Below are 15932 nucleotides of genomic sequence, written 5' to 3'. Positions count from 1 at the left end.
CCGTGACCGGAGCAAACCCATGTTGAATAAAGCGCTCAACCATCTGGAGGAGTGGCTCATCTCCTTCCTGATGGCTGCGGCAACGCTGGTGATCTTTGTCGCCGTCGTGCACCGCTATCTGGCCGGCCTGCCCTATATCCAGGACTTCGCCCTCAAGATCCACATGAGCTGGGCCCAGGAGCTCTGCATCATCCTGTTCGTGTGGATGTGCAAGTTCGGCGCGGCTTACGGCGTACGCACCGGCATCCACGTCGGCGTGGACGTCGTCATCAACCGCATGACGCCCACCAACCGCGGCCGCTTCGTCATCTTCGGCCTGCTGGCCGGCGCCTTGTTCACCGGCGCCATCGCCGTGATGGGCGGCACCTTCGTGTGGGACAACGGCGCCCACCACGCCTTCCTGGACCTCATCGGCCAGCCACGCGACGACGTGTACGAAGGCCCGACGACGCCGGACCTGGAGTGGCCGACCTGGATCGTCTACTCCGCCATCCCGCTGGGCTCGGCACTGATGTGCTACCGCTTCCTGCAGGTCTGCTGGGGATTCTGGAAGACCGGCGAACTGCCCACCCATGACCACGCCCACGTCGAAGGCGTGGACGAACAGACGCCCCTCGACGTGAAGGAGGCCAAGCAATGAACGCCCTCATCATCTTCAGCCTGCTGCTTGCGCTGATGCTGACCGGCATGCCGATCAGCATCTCGCTGGGCCTCACCGTGATGGCCTTCATCGTCACGATGACGCAGGTGCCCATCGAGTCGGTGGCGCTCAAGCTGTTCACCGGCATCGAGAAGTGGGAGATCATGGCCGTCCCCTTCTTCATCCTGGCCGGCAACTTCCTGACCCACGGGGGCGTTGCGCGGCGGATGATCAATTTCGCCACCAGCCTGGTCGGCCACTTCCACGGTGGCCTGGCGCTGGCGTCCATCCTGGCCTGCTCGATGTTCGCGCTGGTGTGCGGCTCGTCGGTCGCCACCGTCGTGGCCATCGGCTCCATCGTGCTGCCCGCCATGGTGGCCCACGGCTACCCGATGCGCTTCGGCGCCGGCGTCATCATCACCGCCGGCTCGCTCGGCATCCTGATGCTGCCGTCGATCCCGAAGGTCATCTACGCGATCTCGACAAACACCTCCATCGGCGCGCTGTTCGTTGCCGGCCTGCTGCCCGGCATCGTGCTGGCGCTGATGCTGGCCGCCGTCACCTGGTACATCGCCCGCAAGAACAACTACCCGCGCATGGTGCGGTCCGGCTGGGGCGAGCGCTTCACGGCTTTCCGCAAGAGCTTCTGGGGCCTGCTGCTCGTCGTCATCATCGTCGGCGGCATCTGGTCGGGCGCTTTCACGGCGACCGAAGCGGCGGCGATGGCGGCGGTGTACTCGTTCTTCGTGGCCATCTTTGTCTACAAGGACCTCAAGCTGCGCGACGTGCCCAAGGTGCTGAAGGACTCGGCCAACATGTCCGCGATGCTGCTGTACATCATCACGAACGCGGTGCTGTTCTCCTTCGTGCTGACCAACGAGAACCTGCCGCACCAGCTGGCCGACTGGCTGCTGTCGATGGACCTGGGGCAGAACGGCTTCCTGTTCGTCGTCAACCTCGTGCTGCTGGGTGCCGGCAACTTCATGGACCCGTCTTCGATCATCCTGATCATGGCGCCCATCTTCTTCCCGGCCGCCATGCAGCTGGGCGTGAACCCGGTGCACTTCGGCATCCTGATCGACGTGAACATGGAAGTGGGCCTGTGCCACCCGCCGGTGGGCCTGAACCTCTACGTGGCCTCGGGCATCTCCAAGCTGGGCATCACGGAGCTGACCAAGGCCGTCATGCCCTGGCTGCTGACGATGATCGTCTTCCTTGTCATCGTGACCTACTGGCCATGGCTGACGCTGGTGGTGCCGCGAATGATGGGCATGTTGTGAGCCTGAGCCCCTCGCCCGATCTCGCCTCGCTGAACGCGAGCGCGCCCGGTCGGTCCCCCGGGGGGACGGCGATGCTCGCGGCATCGAGCCGCGAGCACATCGCCAACGCGGGCCGGCTAGGGAGCGGCCCGGCGCTCGGCCCGAACACGGACAAGGCTACGAAATGAGCCCCCTTCTCTTCGCGCTGGCCCTGATGGCGATGCTGCTGCTCGTCTACATGGGCCGCTACAGCGGGCGGGTGCGCTCGGAAGAGACGCGCTTCATCGCCGCGCCGCCCGAGGCCGTCTACGCTGGCGTGGCCGACCTCGGGCGCTGGCAGGCCTGGAACCCCTGGCTGGAACACGCGCGCGAGGCGCGCGCCGAGGTCGACGGTGTCGCGCTGGCCTGGGATGTGCCCCAGGTCGGCCGTGGCAGCGTGCGCCAGACGGCGCAGACCCCGTCGCGCGCGCTGCGCCAGCAGCTGGAATTCGCGCTGCCCTTCGCCTACCGGGGCCGCTCGGACTGGCGCTTCGAGCCGGCACCCGGCGGCACGCGCGTGACCTGGCGCTTCAAGGGCCGCGTCGCCTTCACCCTGCGCGCCTTTGCCGCCACCGTGCAAGGCGCGACGGCGCTGGACCTGCGCTTCGGCCTGGACCGCCTTGCCGCCACCCTGGAGGCCGCGCCGCCGGCCTACGCGCTGGAGTACGTGGGCGTGCAGGAGCAGCCCGCCCGCGTCTACGCCCAGACGCACCACCGCGGCCCGCTGGACAAGCTGGCCGCCGAGCTGCCGCCGCGGATCAAAGAAGTGCGCCAACGGCTCGCCAGCGGCCAAGTAGCGCAGAGCGTCGCCGTCATCCACTATCTGAAGACCCAGCTCAAGCTGCGCATCGTCGACTGCCGTGTCGGTGTCGAGCTGCCCCACGACGCTGCCGTGCCGGACGGACTGACGTTGCACACGCAATCTGCACACCAGGCCTACGTGCTGCGCTTCGACGGCCCGCCGGAGGCGCTGGAGCTGGCCTGGTACCAGGCCATGCAGCGCCTGCGCGTCGAGCAGCGCCAACCCCATCCTCAGCTGCCGCCGCATGCCCGATACCTGACCGAGCCGGCCGCCGGCCAGCGCGGCATCGTCGAGCTTTGCCTGCCCTTGAAGCACTAGGAAGCGCCGGGCGGGCCGAACGCGAGAGCGCGCGCCCGGCCGAGGGATGCAGCGCGAGGCGCAAAGCACAGCCATAGCTTGACTATGGCGAGCATTTGCAACGCAGCGATGCGCCCTCGGCCGGGATGCGCGCGCCGTGGGCTGCCCGTTCGACGCTTCCCACGGCACGCTATTTGCACTGGCCTGGGGCATGAACACGTCCCAGCCGCTTTCCCTTCCCGGCCTGCGCGTGCTGCTGGCCGACGCCGGCCAGCGCCGCAGCCCCGTCATCCGCCTGGAGCTGATCCGGCTGCGCTGCCAGCTCGTCGACGTCATCGACCTCGTCGCCCAGCCCGATGCCTTGCCCGCCGCACTGGAGCGCCTGGCGCCCGAGCTGCTGCTGATCGACTGCGAGCAGCCCACGCCCGCGCTGCTGGCCCAGCTCGGCACCTCCCTGCAGCACCAGCCCCGGCCGGTGCTGCTTTTCGCGGAGCAGATGACGGCCGAGCAGATGCGCGCTGCGCTGAATGCCGGCATCAGCACACTGCAGCTCGCCGGCCTGCCACCGCAGCGCCTGGGCGCCCTGCTGCAGCTGGCCCTGGCCCGCTTCGAGCACGACCAGACGCTGCAGCGTGACCTGCGCCAGACGCAGACCCAGCTGGCCGAGCGCAAGCTCGTCGAGCGCGCGCGCGGCATCCTGATGCGCGAGCAGGGGCTGGACGAAGAGGCCGCCTTCCAGCGCCTGCGCCAGCTCGCGATGGACGGCGGCCAGACCCTGGCCTCGGTCGCCATGCGCCTGATTGATGCAGACCAGCTGCTGCGCACGCGCTAGTCCCGTCCTGGGGCGCGACGCACCAACAAGCACTTTGAATCCACGCACCGGCTCGGCGCAAACCGCCCGCCGCCGCGCCAGCCGTGCGCCAAGCACGTGCAAACCGGGCCTGAGGGCCCCTCGCCAAAGCTGGCACGCAATCTGCTGAAAAGGGACTGAGGCCTGCAATGGCGCAGGCCTCTTGGGCCGGCCGGCTGTTGAATCGGCCGGCACTTCAGGACAACGGCGTCCGACCTCCCCTATTCCCTGCCCGCTCGGTCGCGGCGGCGGAGCAGCACGGTCGCGACGTCGTTTCGCTTTGCATCTCAGGAGCCCGTGATGACCGCCAGCGACAACTCGAACGCCACGCCCCACCTGCAGCGCCGCAGCCTGCTTGCCGCAGCTGCCGCCTTGCCCACCCTCGGTTTGCCCGGTGGCGCCTGGGCCCAGGGCTCGGACAAGCCTGAAAAGGAAGAGGTCCGCATCGGCTTCATCCCGCTGACCGACTGCGCCAGCGTCGTCATGGCCTCCGTGCTGGGCTTCGACAAGAAGTACGGCATCAAGATCATTCCCACCAAGGAAGCGTCCTGGGCCGGCGTGCGCGACAAGCTCGTCAACGGCGAGCTCGACATGGCCCATGTGCTCTACGGCCTGATCTACGGCGTGCACCTCGGCGTGGCCGGCCCCAAGAAAGACATGGCCGTGCTGATGACGCTGAACCGCAACGGCCAGGCCATCACGCTGTCCAAGAAGCTGGCCGACGCCGGCGCGGTGGACGGCGCCTCGCTCGCCAAGGTCATGGCCAAGGACAAGCGCGAATACACCTTCGCGCAGACCTTCCCGACCGGCACCCACGCGATGTGGCTGTACTACTGGATGGCCGCCCACGGCGTGCATCCGTTGAAGGACGCCAAGGTCATCACCGTGCCGCCGCCGCAGATGGTGGCCAACATGCGCGTGGGCAACATGGACGGCTACTGCGTCGGCGAGCCCTGGGGCCACCGCGCCATCATCGACGGCATCGGCATCACCGCCACCACCACGCAGGACATCTGGCCCGAGCATCCCGAGAAGGTGCTGGGCACCACCGGCGACTTCGTCAAGAAGTACCCCAACACCGCACGCGCCGTCATCATGGCCGTGCTGGAGGCCAGCCGCTGGATCGATGCCGGCCTGCTCAACAAGAACAAGATGGCCGAGACGATTGCCGACAAGGCCTACGTCAACACCAGCGTCGACGCCATCAACCAGCGCATCCTCGGCCGTTACCAGAACGGCCTGGGCAAGACCTGGGACGACCCGCGCCACATGAAGTTCTTCGATGACGGCGCGGTCAACTTCCCCTACCTGTCCGACGGCATGTGGTTCCTGACCCAGCACAAGCGCTGGGGCCTGCTCAAGGACCACCCCGACTACCTCGGCACCGCCAAGGCCATCAACCAGACCAAGCTCTACGCCGAGGCCGCCAGCGCGCTCAAGATCAGCGTGCCCAAGGACCCGATGCGCAGCTCCAAGCTGCTCGACGGGGTGTTGTGGGATGGAAAAGACCCCGCCAAGTACGCCGACAGTTTCAAGGTAAAGGGTTGAGCATCATGGTTTCTGCCGTCTTCCACTCCCCCGGCGACTCCACCGTCGCCGCCACCACCGCGCCGGTCACGGTCAGCCGCCCGGCCTCGACCCAGGACAGCGCGCCCGCCGAAGCCCCCAAGGCCAAGCCCAAGCGCGACAGCATCGACTGGCGCGCCCTGGTGATGCGCGTGCTGCCACCCGTGCTCGGCATGGCCGTGCTCATCGGCCTGTGGGGCATCGCCACGATGAAGGGCGGCAGCTTCCCCACCCCGGCCGCCACCTTCGATGCCGCCGTGCAGCTGTTCTCCGACCCGTTCTATCGCAAGGGCCCGAACGACCAGGGCATCGGCTGGAACATCCTGAACTCGCTGTCGCGCGTGGGCATGGGCTTCGGCCTGGCGGCGCTGGTGGGCATCCCGCTCGGCTTCATCATCGGCCGCTTCGAGTTCGCCAACCGCATGGTGTCGCCGCTGATCGCGCTGCTGAAACCCGTGTCGCCGCTGGCCTGGCTGCCCATCGGGCTGCTGGTGTTCAAGAGCGCCAACCCTGCCGCGATCTGGACCATCTTCATCTGCTCGATCTGGCCGATGGTGGTCAACACGGCGGTCGGCGTGCAGCGCGTGCCGGTGGACTATCTCAACGTCGCCCGCGTGCTCAAGCTCAGCGAGTGGAAGGTCATCACGCGCATCCTGCTGCCCGCGGTGCTGCCCTATGTGCTGACCGGCGTGCGCCTGTCGGTGGGCACGGCCTGGCTCGTCATCGTCGCGGCCGAGATGCTGACCGGCGGCGTGGGCATCGGCTTCTGGGTCTGGGACGAGTGGAACAACCTCAACGTCGCCCACATCATCATCGCCATCTTCGTCATTGGCACCGTCGGGCTGCTGCTCGAATGGGCGCTGATCTCCCTTGCCAAGCACTTCACCTTCGAGGACTGATGCCATGAAGCCGTTCATTCAGGTTCAAGACGCCGAGATGGTCTTCAGCACCCGCAAGGGGCGCTTCCACGCGCTGCAGAACGTCAGCCTCGACGTGCAGCGCGGCGAGTTCATCACGCTGATCGGCCACTCGGGCTGCGGCAAGTCCACGCTGCTCAACCTCATCGCCGGCCTGCTGGCGCCGACCTCCGGCGCGCTGATCTGCGACGGCCGCGAGATCGCCGCGCCCGGCCCCGAGCGCGCCGTCGTCTTCCAGAACCACTCGCTGCTGCCCTGGCTCTCCTGCCTGGACAACGTGCTGCTGGCGGTCGAATCCGTCTTCGGCGGCAAGGAAAGCCCCGCCCAGCTCAAGGTGCGCGCCCGCGCCGCGCTGGAGCTGGTGGGCATGAGCCATGCGCTGCACAAGCGCCCGCACGAAATCTCGGGCGGCATGAAGCAGCGCGTGGGCATCGCCCGGGCCCTGGCCATGGAGCCCAAGGTGCTGCTGATGGATGAGCCCTTCGGCGCACTCGACGCGCTCACCCGCGCCAAGCTGCAGGACGAACTGCTGAAGATCGTGGCGCGCACGCAAAGCACGGTCATCATGGTCACGCATGACGTGGACGAGGCCGTGCTGCTGAGCGACCGCATCGTCATGATGACCAACGGCCCCGCCGCGACCATCGGCGAGATCCTGGACGTCGGCATCCCCCGCCCGCGCGTACGCGTCGAGCTGGCTGAGGATGCACGCTACGTGGCGGCGCGCAAGGAGGTCATCGACTTTCTCTACACGCGCCACGCCCACGTCGAGCAGGCGGCGTGAAGTGAAGCCCCTCGCCCAAGGAGTACCTTGGGCGATCCCCCGAGGGGACGGCGATGCTTGCGGCATCAAGCCGCAAGCACATCGCCCGCGGGCCGGCTTGGGAGCGGCCCGGCGCTCGGCCCACAGGCGGGACGCCATTCCTCCTCAAGGCTTCTTCGCCACGCCGAGCGCATCGGTGCTGTTGCGCGCATCACCATCCTCGCCCTGGGCGCCCTCGATCTGGATCTGTATGGCCATCTCGTCGCCCACCAGGTCCAGGTAGGCGTCCAGGCCGAAGTCCGAGCGCTTGATCACGGTGCTGGCCGAGAAGCCCACCGACATCTTCTCGCTGACCTGGTTGCGGCCCAGCTTGTTGAAGCGCAGCTGCAGCACGATCGGCCGCGTCACGCCGGCCAGCGTCAGCTCGCCGTGCAGCCGGCCCTGCATGCCCTGCTCCCGTTCCAGGCGCTCCAGCCGGGTGCTGCGAAAGCCGATGCTGCCCGCGCCCATGAACAGCTTGGCCCAGGACGAGTCGCCGCGCACCTGGTTGTTCCACTGCGCGTCACCGAGGTCGATGGATGCGATGGGCATGGACACCGCAACGGTCGAGCGCGACCAGTCCTCGGGGTCGAAGACGAAACTGCCCGGCACCAGGCGCACCGTGCCGAACAGGCTGATGAAGCCCTGGTGCTCCAGGCTGAAACTCACACGCGACAGCTTGCTGACGATGCTGTAGCTGGCCGGCGCGGCACTCGCGGCGCTGGCAGCCAGCGCCAGCACGGCGGCCAGCAGGGGGTAACGGGGAACGGACATCGGGCTTCCTTGCACGGGTTGAAAGGGTGGCCCGTTGTAGCCAGCCGCGCCCCGGCCGGCCTGAATCCGCTCTGAATTCTTCTGAATCGCCCTGATTTCGTGCCGAGAATGCCGCCGGCACCCCGATATGGACTCCCGCAGCCTCACGGCCTCCCCCTTCTTGCTGCTCGACTGGCGCATCGACCCGGCGCGCGGCCTGCTCACGCCCCGCGCTGGCGGCGAGCCGCTGCGCCTGGACGCGCGCGCCTTCCAGCTGCTGCTGCACCTCGCCGCCCGGCCCGGCATCGTCATCAGCATCGACGAGTTGCTGGACGAGGTCTGGGCCGGCGTTGTCGTCAGCCCCGACTCGGTCTACCAGGCCATCGCCGGCCTGCGCCGCGCACTCGGCGACGACTCCAAGGAGCCGCGCTACATCGCCACCGTGCCGCGCCAGGGCTATCGCCTCGTCGCCGTGCCGCAGCCGGAAAACGCGGTGCTCGAACCTGCGGCACCGGCGCCCGCAAATGGATCGCGCCGCCGGCTGATCGGTACGGGCCTGGGCCTTGCTGCGGCCGCCGCCGGCCTCGCGCTGTGGCTGCGCCGCGAGCCGACGCCGGGTGCGCATGCCGTGGCTGTGCTGCCCTTCTCAGACCTCACCGACGCGATGGACCAGGAGCCCTTCGCCGACGGCATGACCGAGCAGATCATCGACACGCTGAGCCGCCGCCCCGGTTGGCAGGTGCCGGCGCTGTCGCGCGTGATGTTCTACAAGGGCAAGGAGGTGCCGATGGCGCAGCTGGCCCGTGATCTCGGCGTGCATCACGTGCTGGAAGGCAGCGTGCGCCGTTCGGGCGACACGCTGCGTGTCAGCGCCCGCCTCGTCAGCGCGGCCGACGGCTATGTCGTCTGGTCCGACTCCTTCGACCGCCCCGGTGCCGACCGCCTCGCCGTCCAGGCAGACGTGGCCGCCGCCATCGGCCAGGCCCTGGGCCGGACGCTCAAGGGCTGACCATTTCGAAGTAGCACTCGAAGGACGCATCCACCGCGGCGCGCCCACCGCCGATGATGTTCAGGCCCCAGGTGAAACCGTAGACATCGTCGAACGGCACGCCCCGCAACCGCGCCTGCGTCTCGCGCACCAGCGCCGGCCGCGCCGGCACATGGTTGGGCACGCTGTACATGAAGCTCACATGCCGGCGGTCCTGGGCCACGTGCAGCGCGTCGCCGGCCAGCAGCAGCGAACGCTCGCCGCCCTGCCAATGCAGCACCGTGCTGCCAGGGAAGTGGCCGGGGCAGCGCAGCAGCGTCGCGCCGCGGCCCAGGTCCAGCGTGTCGCCGCGCCAGAACTCCAGCCAGCGCGAGCTGCGGCTGACCCATTGCCGGTCGTTCTCGTGGATGAAGATGGGCACGCCGCCCAGCGCCTCGCTCCAGCGCACCATGGCCGAATAGAAATGCGGGTGCGAGATGGCGATGCGCTCCACGCCGCCGCGCCGCTTCAACTCGGCAATGGCCTCGTCCGTCACCAGCGCCGTGCTCTCCCACAGCAAGCCGGCCTCGGGGAGGTGCAGCGCGCGCTGCGGGATCGCAAAGGCCGGCGCGATGCCGATGCCGAACAGCGCGTGGTCTATCTCCAGCCGGTTGCGATGGGTGGTGGCCAGTTCCTCATGCGTCGTCCAGGCCTGGCCTTGCCAGCCGACGTACTGGCGCTCGTCGCTGCAGATGGGGCAGAGCAGCGGCGGCTGCGGGCTGGCTTCGTGCTCGCTGCCGCAGGTGCGGCACATGAAGTGGGGCATGGCGGTCTTTCGTGATTCGAGGCGGCCAGCTTAGGAAAGCCTGCCTCGCCATCACAGAGCCAAGCTCAGCGATTCAAAGGGTGCCAAGCGCCTTGGCCAGGCGCCTCACCGCCTCAGGGATGCGCGCCGCCGTGATGCTGCCGTAGCCCAGCACCAGCCCCTGCACGCCGCCGCCTTCCCCCAGCCAATAGCGGCTCAGCGGCTCGACACCCACGCCCGCCGTCCAGGCGCGGCGCGTCAATTCGTCCGCATCCACGCCAGGCAGCTCGATTGCTAGATGCAGCCCCGCGATGGCCGGGAAGATGGCCATCCGATCACCCAGATGCCGTTTCAGCATCTGTTCCAGCACACGCCGCCGCTCGGCGTATTCGCCCCGCATGCGGCGCACATGCCGCAACAGATGGCCCTCCGTGATGAAGTCCGCCACGGCCGCCTGCATCAGCGCCGGTGCGCCGAAGCCTGCCGCATGCTTGGCCGCCACCAGCGCCTCACGCGCCCAGGCGGGGGCGACGACATAGCCCAGGCGCAGCGCCGGCAGCATGCTCTTGGACAAGGTGCCGACGTAGAACACGCGGCCGTCGCGGTCCAGCGTCTTCAGTGCATCCAGCGGCCGCGACGTGAAGCGGAACTCGCCGTCGTAGTCGTCCTCGATGACGACGGCCTGCCGCACGGCAGCCCAGTTCAGCAGGTCACGCCGGCGTGCCAGCGACATCGCCATGCCCAGCGGCGACTGATGCGAGGGCGTCACGCAGACGATGCGCGCGTCTTCGGCCAAGGCGCTGACGACCAGCCCCTCGGCGTCCAGCGGCACCGGCGCGAGCTTCGCTCCCGCGCCCAGCAGCGCCGCGCGCAGCGGCGGGTAGCCGGGGTTCTCGACGGCGGCCAGCGTCTGGCCCGGCGTGACCAGCACGCGCGCGATCAGGTCGAAGGCCTGCTGCGCCCCGGCGGTGATGACGACGTCATCCGCCGTGCAGGCCACCGCGCGGGATGACGACACATGGCCGGCAATTGCCTCTCGCAGCGCCTTCAGGCCCTGGGCCTCGGGGTAGCGTGCCGGCTCGTGCGTGGCAGCCTGCAGCGCGCGCGTCTGCAGGCGGCGCAGCACGTCGAAGGGGAAGCTCGCCGTGTCCGGCAAGCCGGTCTTGAATTGATAGGCTGGTGCCGGGCCGCTGGTGAGCGGCGCCGGCCAGCCGCCGCCTTCGCCACGCAGCCAGCGGCTGTCGGCCCAGGGCGCGACGCTGGCGCGGTCCGACACGGCGACCGCGGCCCGTGGCAGCTCGGCCACGAAGCTGCCGCCTGCGCCACGCGACTCCAGCCAGCCCTCGGACGCCAGCAGCTCATAGGCCGCCACCGCCGTGTTGCGCGACACGCCCACGCTGGCCGCCAGCTCGCGCGACGAAGGCAGGCGCAGCCCCGGCGCGAGGCGGCCGCTGGCAATCGCGTCGCGCAAGGCCGCATGCAGGCTGGCCAGACGCGAGCCGCGTTCGGCGAGCTGCAGATCGAGTTCCAGGCTTGGATCCATATTTGGCGGCTGACTTGGTCCATTCAGGGAGCCATTCGGCAGCGCACTCTATCCGGCCATCAACGCCTGCTGACAAGACGCTGCATCGCGTCGTGCAGACTCATCGTATGACCCAACTCAACGAACTATTGGTTGACTGGGGCCGCGGCTGGGCCTCATCTCGCGGCACCCCCGAGCCCAAGCCGTTGGGCGACGGCGCATGGCGCATCGAGGTCGGTCTGCCCGGCCATCGCGTGCGCGACCTGCTGCCGGCCTGGCCGGTCGAGCGCATCCATGCCTGGGCGGCCGGCATCACGCAGCCGGGCACCTGGATCAAGGCCTTGGTCGACCCGGCCGAGCTGCAGTTGCCCGCCGCCTGGCAATTGCACGACACCGAGTACCTGATGGCCACGCCGCTGCAGGACGAACCAGTACCCGCCCTGGCCGCCGGGTACCACGGCGAACTGGTCCAGCATGGCCATGCCATCGACTACCGCGTGCTGACGACCGCCGGCGAACTGGCGGCGCAAGCCCGCGTGGGCCTGGCGGGCCGGCACGCGATCTTCGACCAGGTCGTCACGACGCCAGCGCACCGGCGCCTCGGCCTGGGCCGGCACGCGATGGCCCGCCTCAGCCAGGCCGCACAGGCCCGCGGCGCCGAGGCCGGCCTGCTTGTAGCGACCGAAGACGGCCGCGCGCTCTACACATCCCTGGGCTGGCGCGTCGAATCGCCAATGACTGCCGCCAGCGTTGGCGAGCCCACCTAGAGCGACGCAACCGCGCTCCCGGCTTGGCTCCATGCTTTATGGCCGACTTGGCTCTTTTATGGAGCCATCCAGGCAGGCACTCTAGAGACCTGCTTCAAGGAGACATCGCATGAACACAATGACGACAACGCTCGACGGCCTACAGGCCCATGTCCAGCCCCATGTCACCGCCGCGCTGCAACGCGCCGGGCTGGACGCCTGGATTCCCGAGGGTGAGGGCAAGTGGTCGCTGCCGCTGCAGTTCTTGCCCGACGGCGGCGGCTGGGTAGAGCTGATGCGACTGGCGCCTGGCAGCCAGCTCACGCTGCACCGCCACCATGGCGAGGTGCACGGTCTCAACTTGCAAGGCCAGCGGCGCTTGGACGACGGTCGCATCATCGCCACGGGTGACTACGTCTACGAGCCCGAGGGCAACATCGACAGCTGGGCGGCGGTGGGCGACGAGGTGGTGGTGCTGCACGTCGTCGTGCGTGGCGACGTGGACTATGTCAGCGCCGACGGCACAGTGCGACAGCACATCACGACGGCCGACCGCATCGCCGACTACCGCGCGTTCTGCGCGGCTCGTGGCCTGATTCCTCGGTTGGCCCCGACCGCCTGAGCCGTCGACTCCACGAGCGCGTTACGTACACGGAGCCTAAAACACCACCTCGGCGCGCAGCCCGCCTTCAGGCCGGTTACTCAGCACCAGCACCGCGCCCTGCCGCCGCACGAGCTGCTGCGCGATATACAGACCCAGCCCCGTACCGCCGGTCTGGCGGTTGCGTGATCCTTCAACGCGGCGGAAGGGCTGGCGCACGCGCTCCAGCTCGGCCTCGGGGATGCCGGGGCCGTTGTCTTCCACCACCAGCCGCGTGACACCAGCCGACAGGTCGACGCTGACCTGGGCCGTGCCGGCATAGCGCAGCGCATTGCCCACGAGGTTGTCGACGACGCGGCGCAGGGCCACGGGGTCGGCGCTGATGACGGCGGGCGGGCCCTCGAAACTGACGGTCGCGCCGGTCTCGGCCAGATCGTCGACGGCCGACTGAGCCAACGCCGACAGGTCCACGCGCTGCAGCTCCATGACCGAAGCCGGGCGGAACACCTCGATGACGCTCTCCACGAGACGGTTCATCTCGCGCAGGTCGTCGATGCAACGCTCGCGCACCTTGGCCTCCACCTCGCCCGTCTCCAGCCGCAGCCGCATGCGGGTCAGCGGCGTGCGCAGGTCGTGGGAGATGGCGGCCATCATCAGGCCGCGTTCCTCGAACTGGCCACTCAGCTCGGCCGCCATGCGGTTGAACACGGCGGCAGCGTCGCGCACCTCGCGCGTGCCTTCAGCCTCGTTGAGTTCGGGCACCGGCCGCCCCTGGGCGAGGGCCGGCGTCAGCCCCTGCGCCGCGCTGACGAGGCGGCGCACGGGCTGGGCCAGCCAGCGCGAACCCCACCACGCCGCCAGCGCGATCAACACCAGGCGCACGCCATAGTCCACCAGGCTGGAACGCCAGGGCAGGTTGGGCGGCAGGGACGGGAAGGTGGGCATGCGCCCCGGCATGCCCACCGACATGCCGCCATTGGGTTCGCGGCGCGGCGGCGGGCCGGCATCGTCAAAGCCACCACGAGGCGGCGGCATCGGGCCTGCGCCGTCGGCATGCATGGGGGGCGGCCCGGGGCGATTGCCCATGCCAGGGCCGATGCCGGGGCCTTGAAGCGTCTGCGACACCAGGCTCCAGGCGGCCAGATGGCTCAGGGCCAGCGCGGCCCACATCAGCAGGAACAGCCGCAGCCCGAGCCGGTCCCAATTGCGCCACGACTTCAGCACGGGCTCACCTCGGCATCGAACAGATAGCCCTCCCCGCGCACGGTGCGAATCACCGCGGGCTCGCGCGCCGTGTCGCCGAGCTTGGCGCGCAGGCGCGACACGGCCAGGTCGATGCTGCGGTCGTTGACCTCGACGCCGGGCGCGCGCGTCAGCTCGATGAGCTGGTCGCGGTTCAGCACGCGGCCGGGCCGCTGCACGAAGGCGGCGAGCAGCCGGAACTCGGCGCTGGACAGCGCGATGCCGACGTCATCGGCGTTGATGAGCTGGCGCGTCATGCGGTCGAAGCGCCAGCGGCCGAAGCGCAGCGTGCGGGTGTCGTCGTCCACCGCGGTGGCCTGGCCCTTGTGCGCGCGCCGGATCAGGGCCTGCAGCCGCGCCACCAGCTCGCGCGGCTCGAAGGGCTTGGCCAGGTAGTCGTCGGCGCCCAGCTCCAGGCCGACGACGCGGCTCATCGTGTCGCCACGCGCCGTCAGCATCAGCACCGGCGGCGCATCGGCCTGGGTGGAGAGCCAGCGCAGCAGCGCCAGGCCGTCCTCGCCGGGCAGCATCAGGTCGAGCACGATGACGTCGACCTTGTGCGAACCCGCCAGCACCCGCCGCATTGCCCCGCCGTCCGCCGCTGCACTGATCTGCCAGCCATAGCCCTGGAGATAGGCCGTCAGGCTGGTGCGGATCTCGGCATCGTCATCGACGACGAGGCAATGTCCATTCATGCAGAGATTCCCACTTTCAATCGAGCCACGTAGCCGGCACTGACCGAGCCCGTCACGGTGGCGAGCTGGGTGGTGTAGCCGTCGCTGAAGATGCCGTCGGTCGACAGGCTGATGGCATTGTTGTTGGCCGCGCTGTTGCCGTAGCCGCTGGTGGCGTAGACGGCGCTGTTGGCGTCCGACGGGAAGCACAGCTGCGAGGTGCGCAGCTTGTTGTTCCAGTTGGTGGCCGTCGTCGTGCTGCGGTAGACCTCGAAATGGATGTGCGGCACGCGGCCCGAATAGCAGCCCGGGTAGATGGTCTGGAACGTGGCCGTGCCGTCGGTGGCGGTGGCCTGCACGCCGCGCAGGTAGTTCTCGGCGGTCACGCCGCTGGAGTACATGGAATAGCGGCCCAGGGCATCGCAATGCCAGAGGTAGATGGCATAGCCGGACAGATCGGCGCACGACGCGTTCGTGTTCACGAGCTCGATGATGACCTGAAGCGGCACGCCTGTGGCAACGCCGCTGGCGCCACCGATGCTGGAGCGGATGTCGCTGCGCACGACGCCCGACAGCGCCAGTACGTTGGCAACGCCGCCGTTGGCGGTGTTGGAGCCGTCGCCCGGATAGGGGCCTTCGGTCTCGGACGGGATGACGGAGCAGCTGCTCGTCGTGGTGCTGCCGCCGCCGCTGGAAGACCCCGAGGAACCCGAGGATGAGTCGCTCGCCGTCGCGCTGCTGCCGCCACCGCCGCAGCCGGCCAGCGCCAACGCGCCGGCGCCGGTCAGCGACGCGGCACCCGCGCCCAGCAGCCAGCGCAGCGCGACGCGCCGCTCGAAGGCCTGCTGGTGCAGGCGGCTCAGGTCATGGGCCAGGCCCAGGTCGTGGTCATGCTTGGAGTCTTGATCGTGGTGCATTGCGTCTGTCCTTGAGAGGTCGGATGCAGGCATTGCACCGCCGCGATGTATCGGGCGGATCGGCAGATTGTGTCGGGGTCGAAATACGGCGGGGGTTGCTTTTGCGTAGAGCGCGTCTGCTCGATGCATTGCCGGGAGTCCCGCCCGGCGGCGGGGTAACTTTCTTCTGCGGCGCCAGAAGAAAGTTACCAAAGAAGAGGCGCTGAACCGCACTCCATCGCGACGACGCCAGGAGCGTCGCGCGAAAACAGCCGGGGGTATTTCGGGACGAAGCGAACCGCTTCGCTCTCGCTGCTGTCCCTATCACCAGCGCCATCCAGCTCACCACCTGCCCGCTTAACGCCGGCTGCACGCCGGGCTCACGAAAAATGCGAAGACAGCGTCGCTCGAGCGACGCGATCACCGCCAGCACCCCGCGGGCGTCGCCCCAGCGACGCGGTATTCCTGGTGAGTTCGGCGTGCAGCCGACGTTAGGCGGCGTGAAGTGGGCGCCATGGCGCTCGTCACAAGGACAGCAGCGAGAGCGCAGCGGC

16 protein-coding genes are annotated in these 15932 nt (G+C 68.9%); 10 read left to right on the top strand and 6 right to left on the bottom strand.

Translation table 11 applies throughout. The features are described 5' to 3' along the window. Window positions 1-19 precede the first annotated feature (19 nt). The 7 genes from AC07V5_RS09275 to AC07V5_RS09245 all read left to right on the top strand — a co-directional run bounded on the left by AC07V5_RS09275 (window position 20) and on the right by AC07V5_RS09245 (window position 7154). Window positions 20-640 carry a TRAP transporter small permease gene (locus AC07V5_RS09275; RefSeq protein ID WP_495115358.1) on the top strand — a complete coding sequence of 207 codons (621 nt, stop codon included), beginning with the start codon at window positions 20-22 and terminating at the stop codon, window positions 638-640. Further along, window positions 637-1920: a TRAP transporter large permease gene (locus AC07V5_RS09270; protein ID WP_495115357.1), complete on the top strand. Its 1284-nt coding sequence runs from the start codon at window positions 637-639 to the stop codon at window positions 1918-1920. The genes AC07V5_RS09275 and AC07V5_RS09270 overlap by 4 nt, the downstream gene beginning before the upstream one ends. Before the next feature lie 163 nt (window positions 1921-2083). Beyond that, window positions 2084-3058, top strand: coding sequence for an SRPBCC family protein (locus AC07V5_RS09265; RefSeq protein ID WP_495115356.1), 975 nt, complete (start codon window positions 2084-2086; stop codon window positions 3056-3058). A gap of 190 nt (window positions 3059-3248) precedes the next feature. Further along, window positions 3249-3869, top strand: coding sequence for an ANTAR domain-containing response regulator (locus AC07V5_RS09260; RefSeq protein WP_495115355.1), 621 nt, complete (start codon window positions 3249-3251; stop codon window positions 3867-3869). Window positions 3870-4187: 318 nt separating this feature from the next. Further along, a complete protein-coding gene (locus AC07V5_RS09255; protein WP_495115354.1) occupies window positions 4188-5435 on the top strand; it encodes a CmpA/NrtA family ABC transporter substrate-binding protein in 1248 nt (415 codons plus the stop codon). A gap of 5 nt (window positions 5436-5440) precedes the next feature. Further along, window positions 5441-6352, top strand: a complete 912-nt coding sequence (ntrB, locus tag AC07V5_RS09250) for a nitrate ABC transporter permease (protein WP_495115353.1) — start codon at window positions 5441-5443, stop codon at window positions 6350-6352. Window positions 6353-6356: 4 nt separating this feature from the next. Continuing rightward, on the top strand, window positions 6357-7154 hold the full coding sequence (locus AC07V5_RS09245; RefSeq protein WP_495115352.1) for an ABC transporter ATP-binding protein: 798 nt from the start codon (window positions 6357-6359) through the stop codon (window positions 7152-7154). Between the two features lie 144 nt (window positions 7155-7298). On the opposite strand, the gene AC07V5_RS09240 is transcribed toward AC07V5_RS09245, so the two are convergent. Beyond that, on the bottom strand, window positions 7299-7946 hold the full coding sequence (locus AC07V5_RS09240) for a YceI family protein (RefSeq protein WP_495115351.1): 648 nt from the start codon (window positions 7944-7946) through the stop codon (window positions 7299-7301). A gap of 127 nt (window positions 7947-8073) precedes the next feature. Between AC07V5_RS09240 and AC07V5_RS09235 the strand changes: the two genes are divergently transcribed. Then, a complete protein-coding gene (locus AC07V5_RS09235) occupies window positions 8074-8934 on the top strand; it encodes a winged helix-turn-helix domain-containing protein (RefSeq protein WP_495115350.1) in 861 nt (286 codons plus the stop codon). On the opposite strand, the gene AC07V5_RS09230 is transcribed toward AC07V5_RS09235, so the two are convergent. Both AC07V5_RS09230 and pdxR read right to left on the bottom strand, forming a co-directional pair. Then, window positions 8924-9718, bottom strand: coding sequence for a hypothetical protein (locus tag AC07V5_RS09230; RefSeq protein WP_495115349.1), 795 nt, complete (start codon window positions 9716-9718; stop codon window positions 8924-8926). The genes AC07V5_RS09235 and AC07V5_RS09230 overlap by 11 nt on opposite strands. A 73-nt stretch (window positions 9719-9791) precedes the next feature. Further along, a complete protein-coding gene (gene pdxR, locus AC07V5_RS09225; RefSeq protein ID WP_495115348.1) occupies window positions 9792-11240 on the bottom strand; it encodes a MocR-like pyridoxine biosynthesis transcription factor PdxR in 1449 nt (482 codons plus the stop codon). Window positions 11241-11347: 107 nt separating this feature from the next. Between pdxR and AC07V5_RS09220 the strand changes: the two genes are divergently transcribed. Together AC07V5_RS09220 and AC07V5_RS09215 are read left to right on the top strand one after the other, a co-directional pair. Beyond that, complete coding sequence (locus AC07V5_RS09220; RefSeq protein ID WP_495115347.1) at window positions 11348-11986, top strand: GNAT family N-acetyltransferase; 639 nt, start codon at window positions 11348-11350, stop codon at window positions 11984-11986. A 109-nt stretch (window positions 11987-12095) separates the two neighbouring features. After that, on the top strand, window positions 12096-12587 hold the full coding sequence (locus AC07V5_RS09215) for a cupin domain-containing protein (RefSeq protein WP_495115346.1): 492 nt from the start codon (window positions 12096-12098) through the stop codon (window positions 12585-12587). Window positions 12588-12623: 36 nt separating this feature from the next. Here the strand turns inward: AC07V5_RS09215 and AC07V5_RS09210 are convergent, their stop codons facing one another. The 3 genes from AC07V5_RS09210 to AC07V5_RS09200 are packed head-to-tail and all read right to left on the bottom strand — an operon-like array spanning window position 12624 to window position 15399. Then, window positions 12624-13790 carry an ATP-binding protein gene (locus AC07V5_RS09210; protein ID WP_495115345.1) on the bottom strand — a complete coding sequence of 389 codons (1167 nt, stop codon included), beginning with the start codon at window positions 13788-13790 and terminating at the stop codon, window positions 12624-12626. Further along, window positions 13784-14503: a response regulator gene (locus AC07V5_RS09205; RefSeq protein ID WP_495115344.1), complete on the bottom strand. Its 720-nt coding sequence runs from the start codon at window positions 14501-14503 to the stop codon at window positions 13784-13786. The genes AC07V5_RS09210 and AC07V5_RS09205 overlap by 7 nt, the downstream gene beginning before the upstream one ends. After that, window positions 14500-15399, bottom strand: a complete 900-nt coding sequence (locus AC07V5_RS09200; protein WP_495115343.1) for a dioxygenase family protein — start codon at window positions 15397-15399, stop codon at window positions 14500-14502. Before AC07V5_RS09200 ends, AC07V5_RS09205 begins: the two co-directional genes overlap by 4 nt. Between the last annotated feature and the right edge of the window lie 533 nt (window positions 15400-15932).

The organism is Roseateles sp. GW821-FHT02E12 (assembly GCF_059421665.1).
This window is presented reverse-complemented; position numbering and strand designations above follow the sequence as displayed.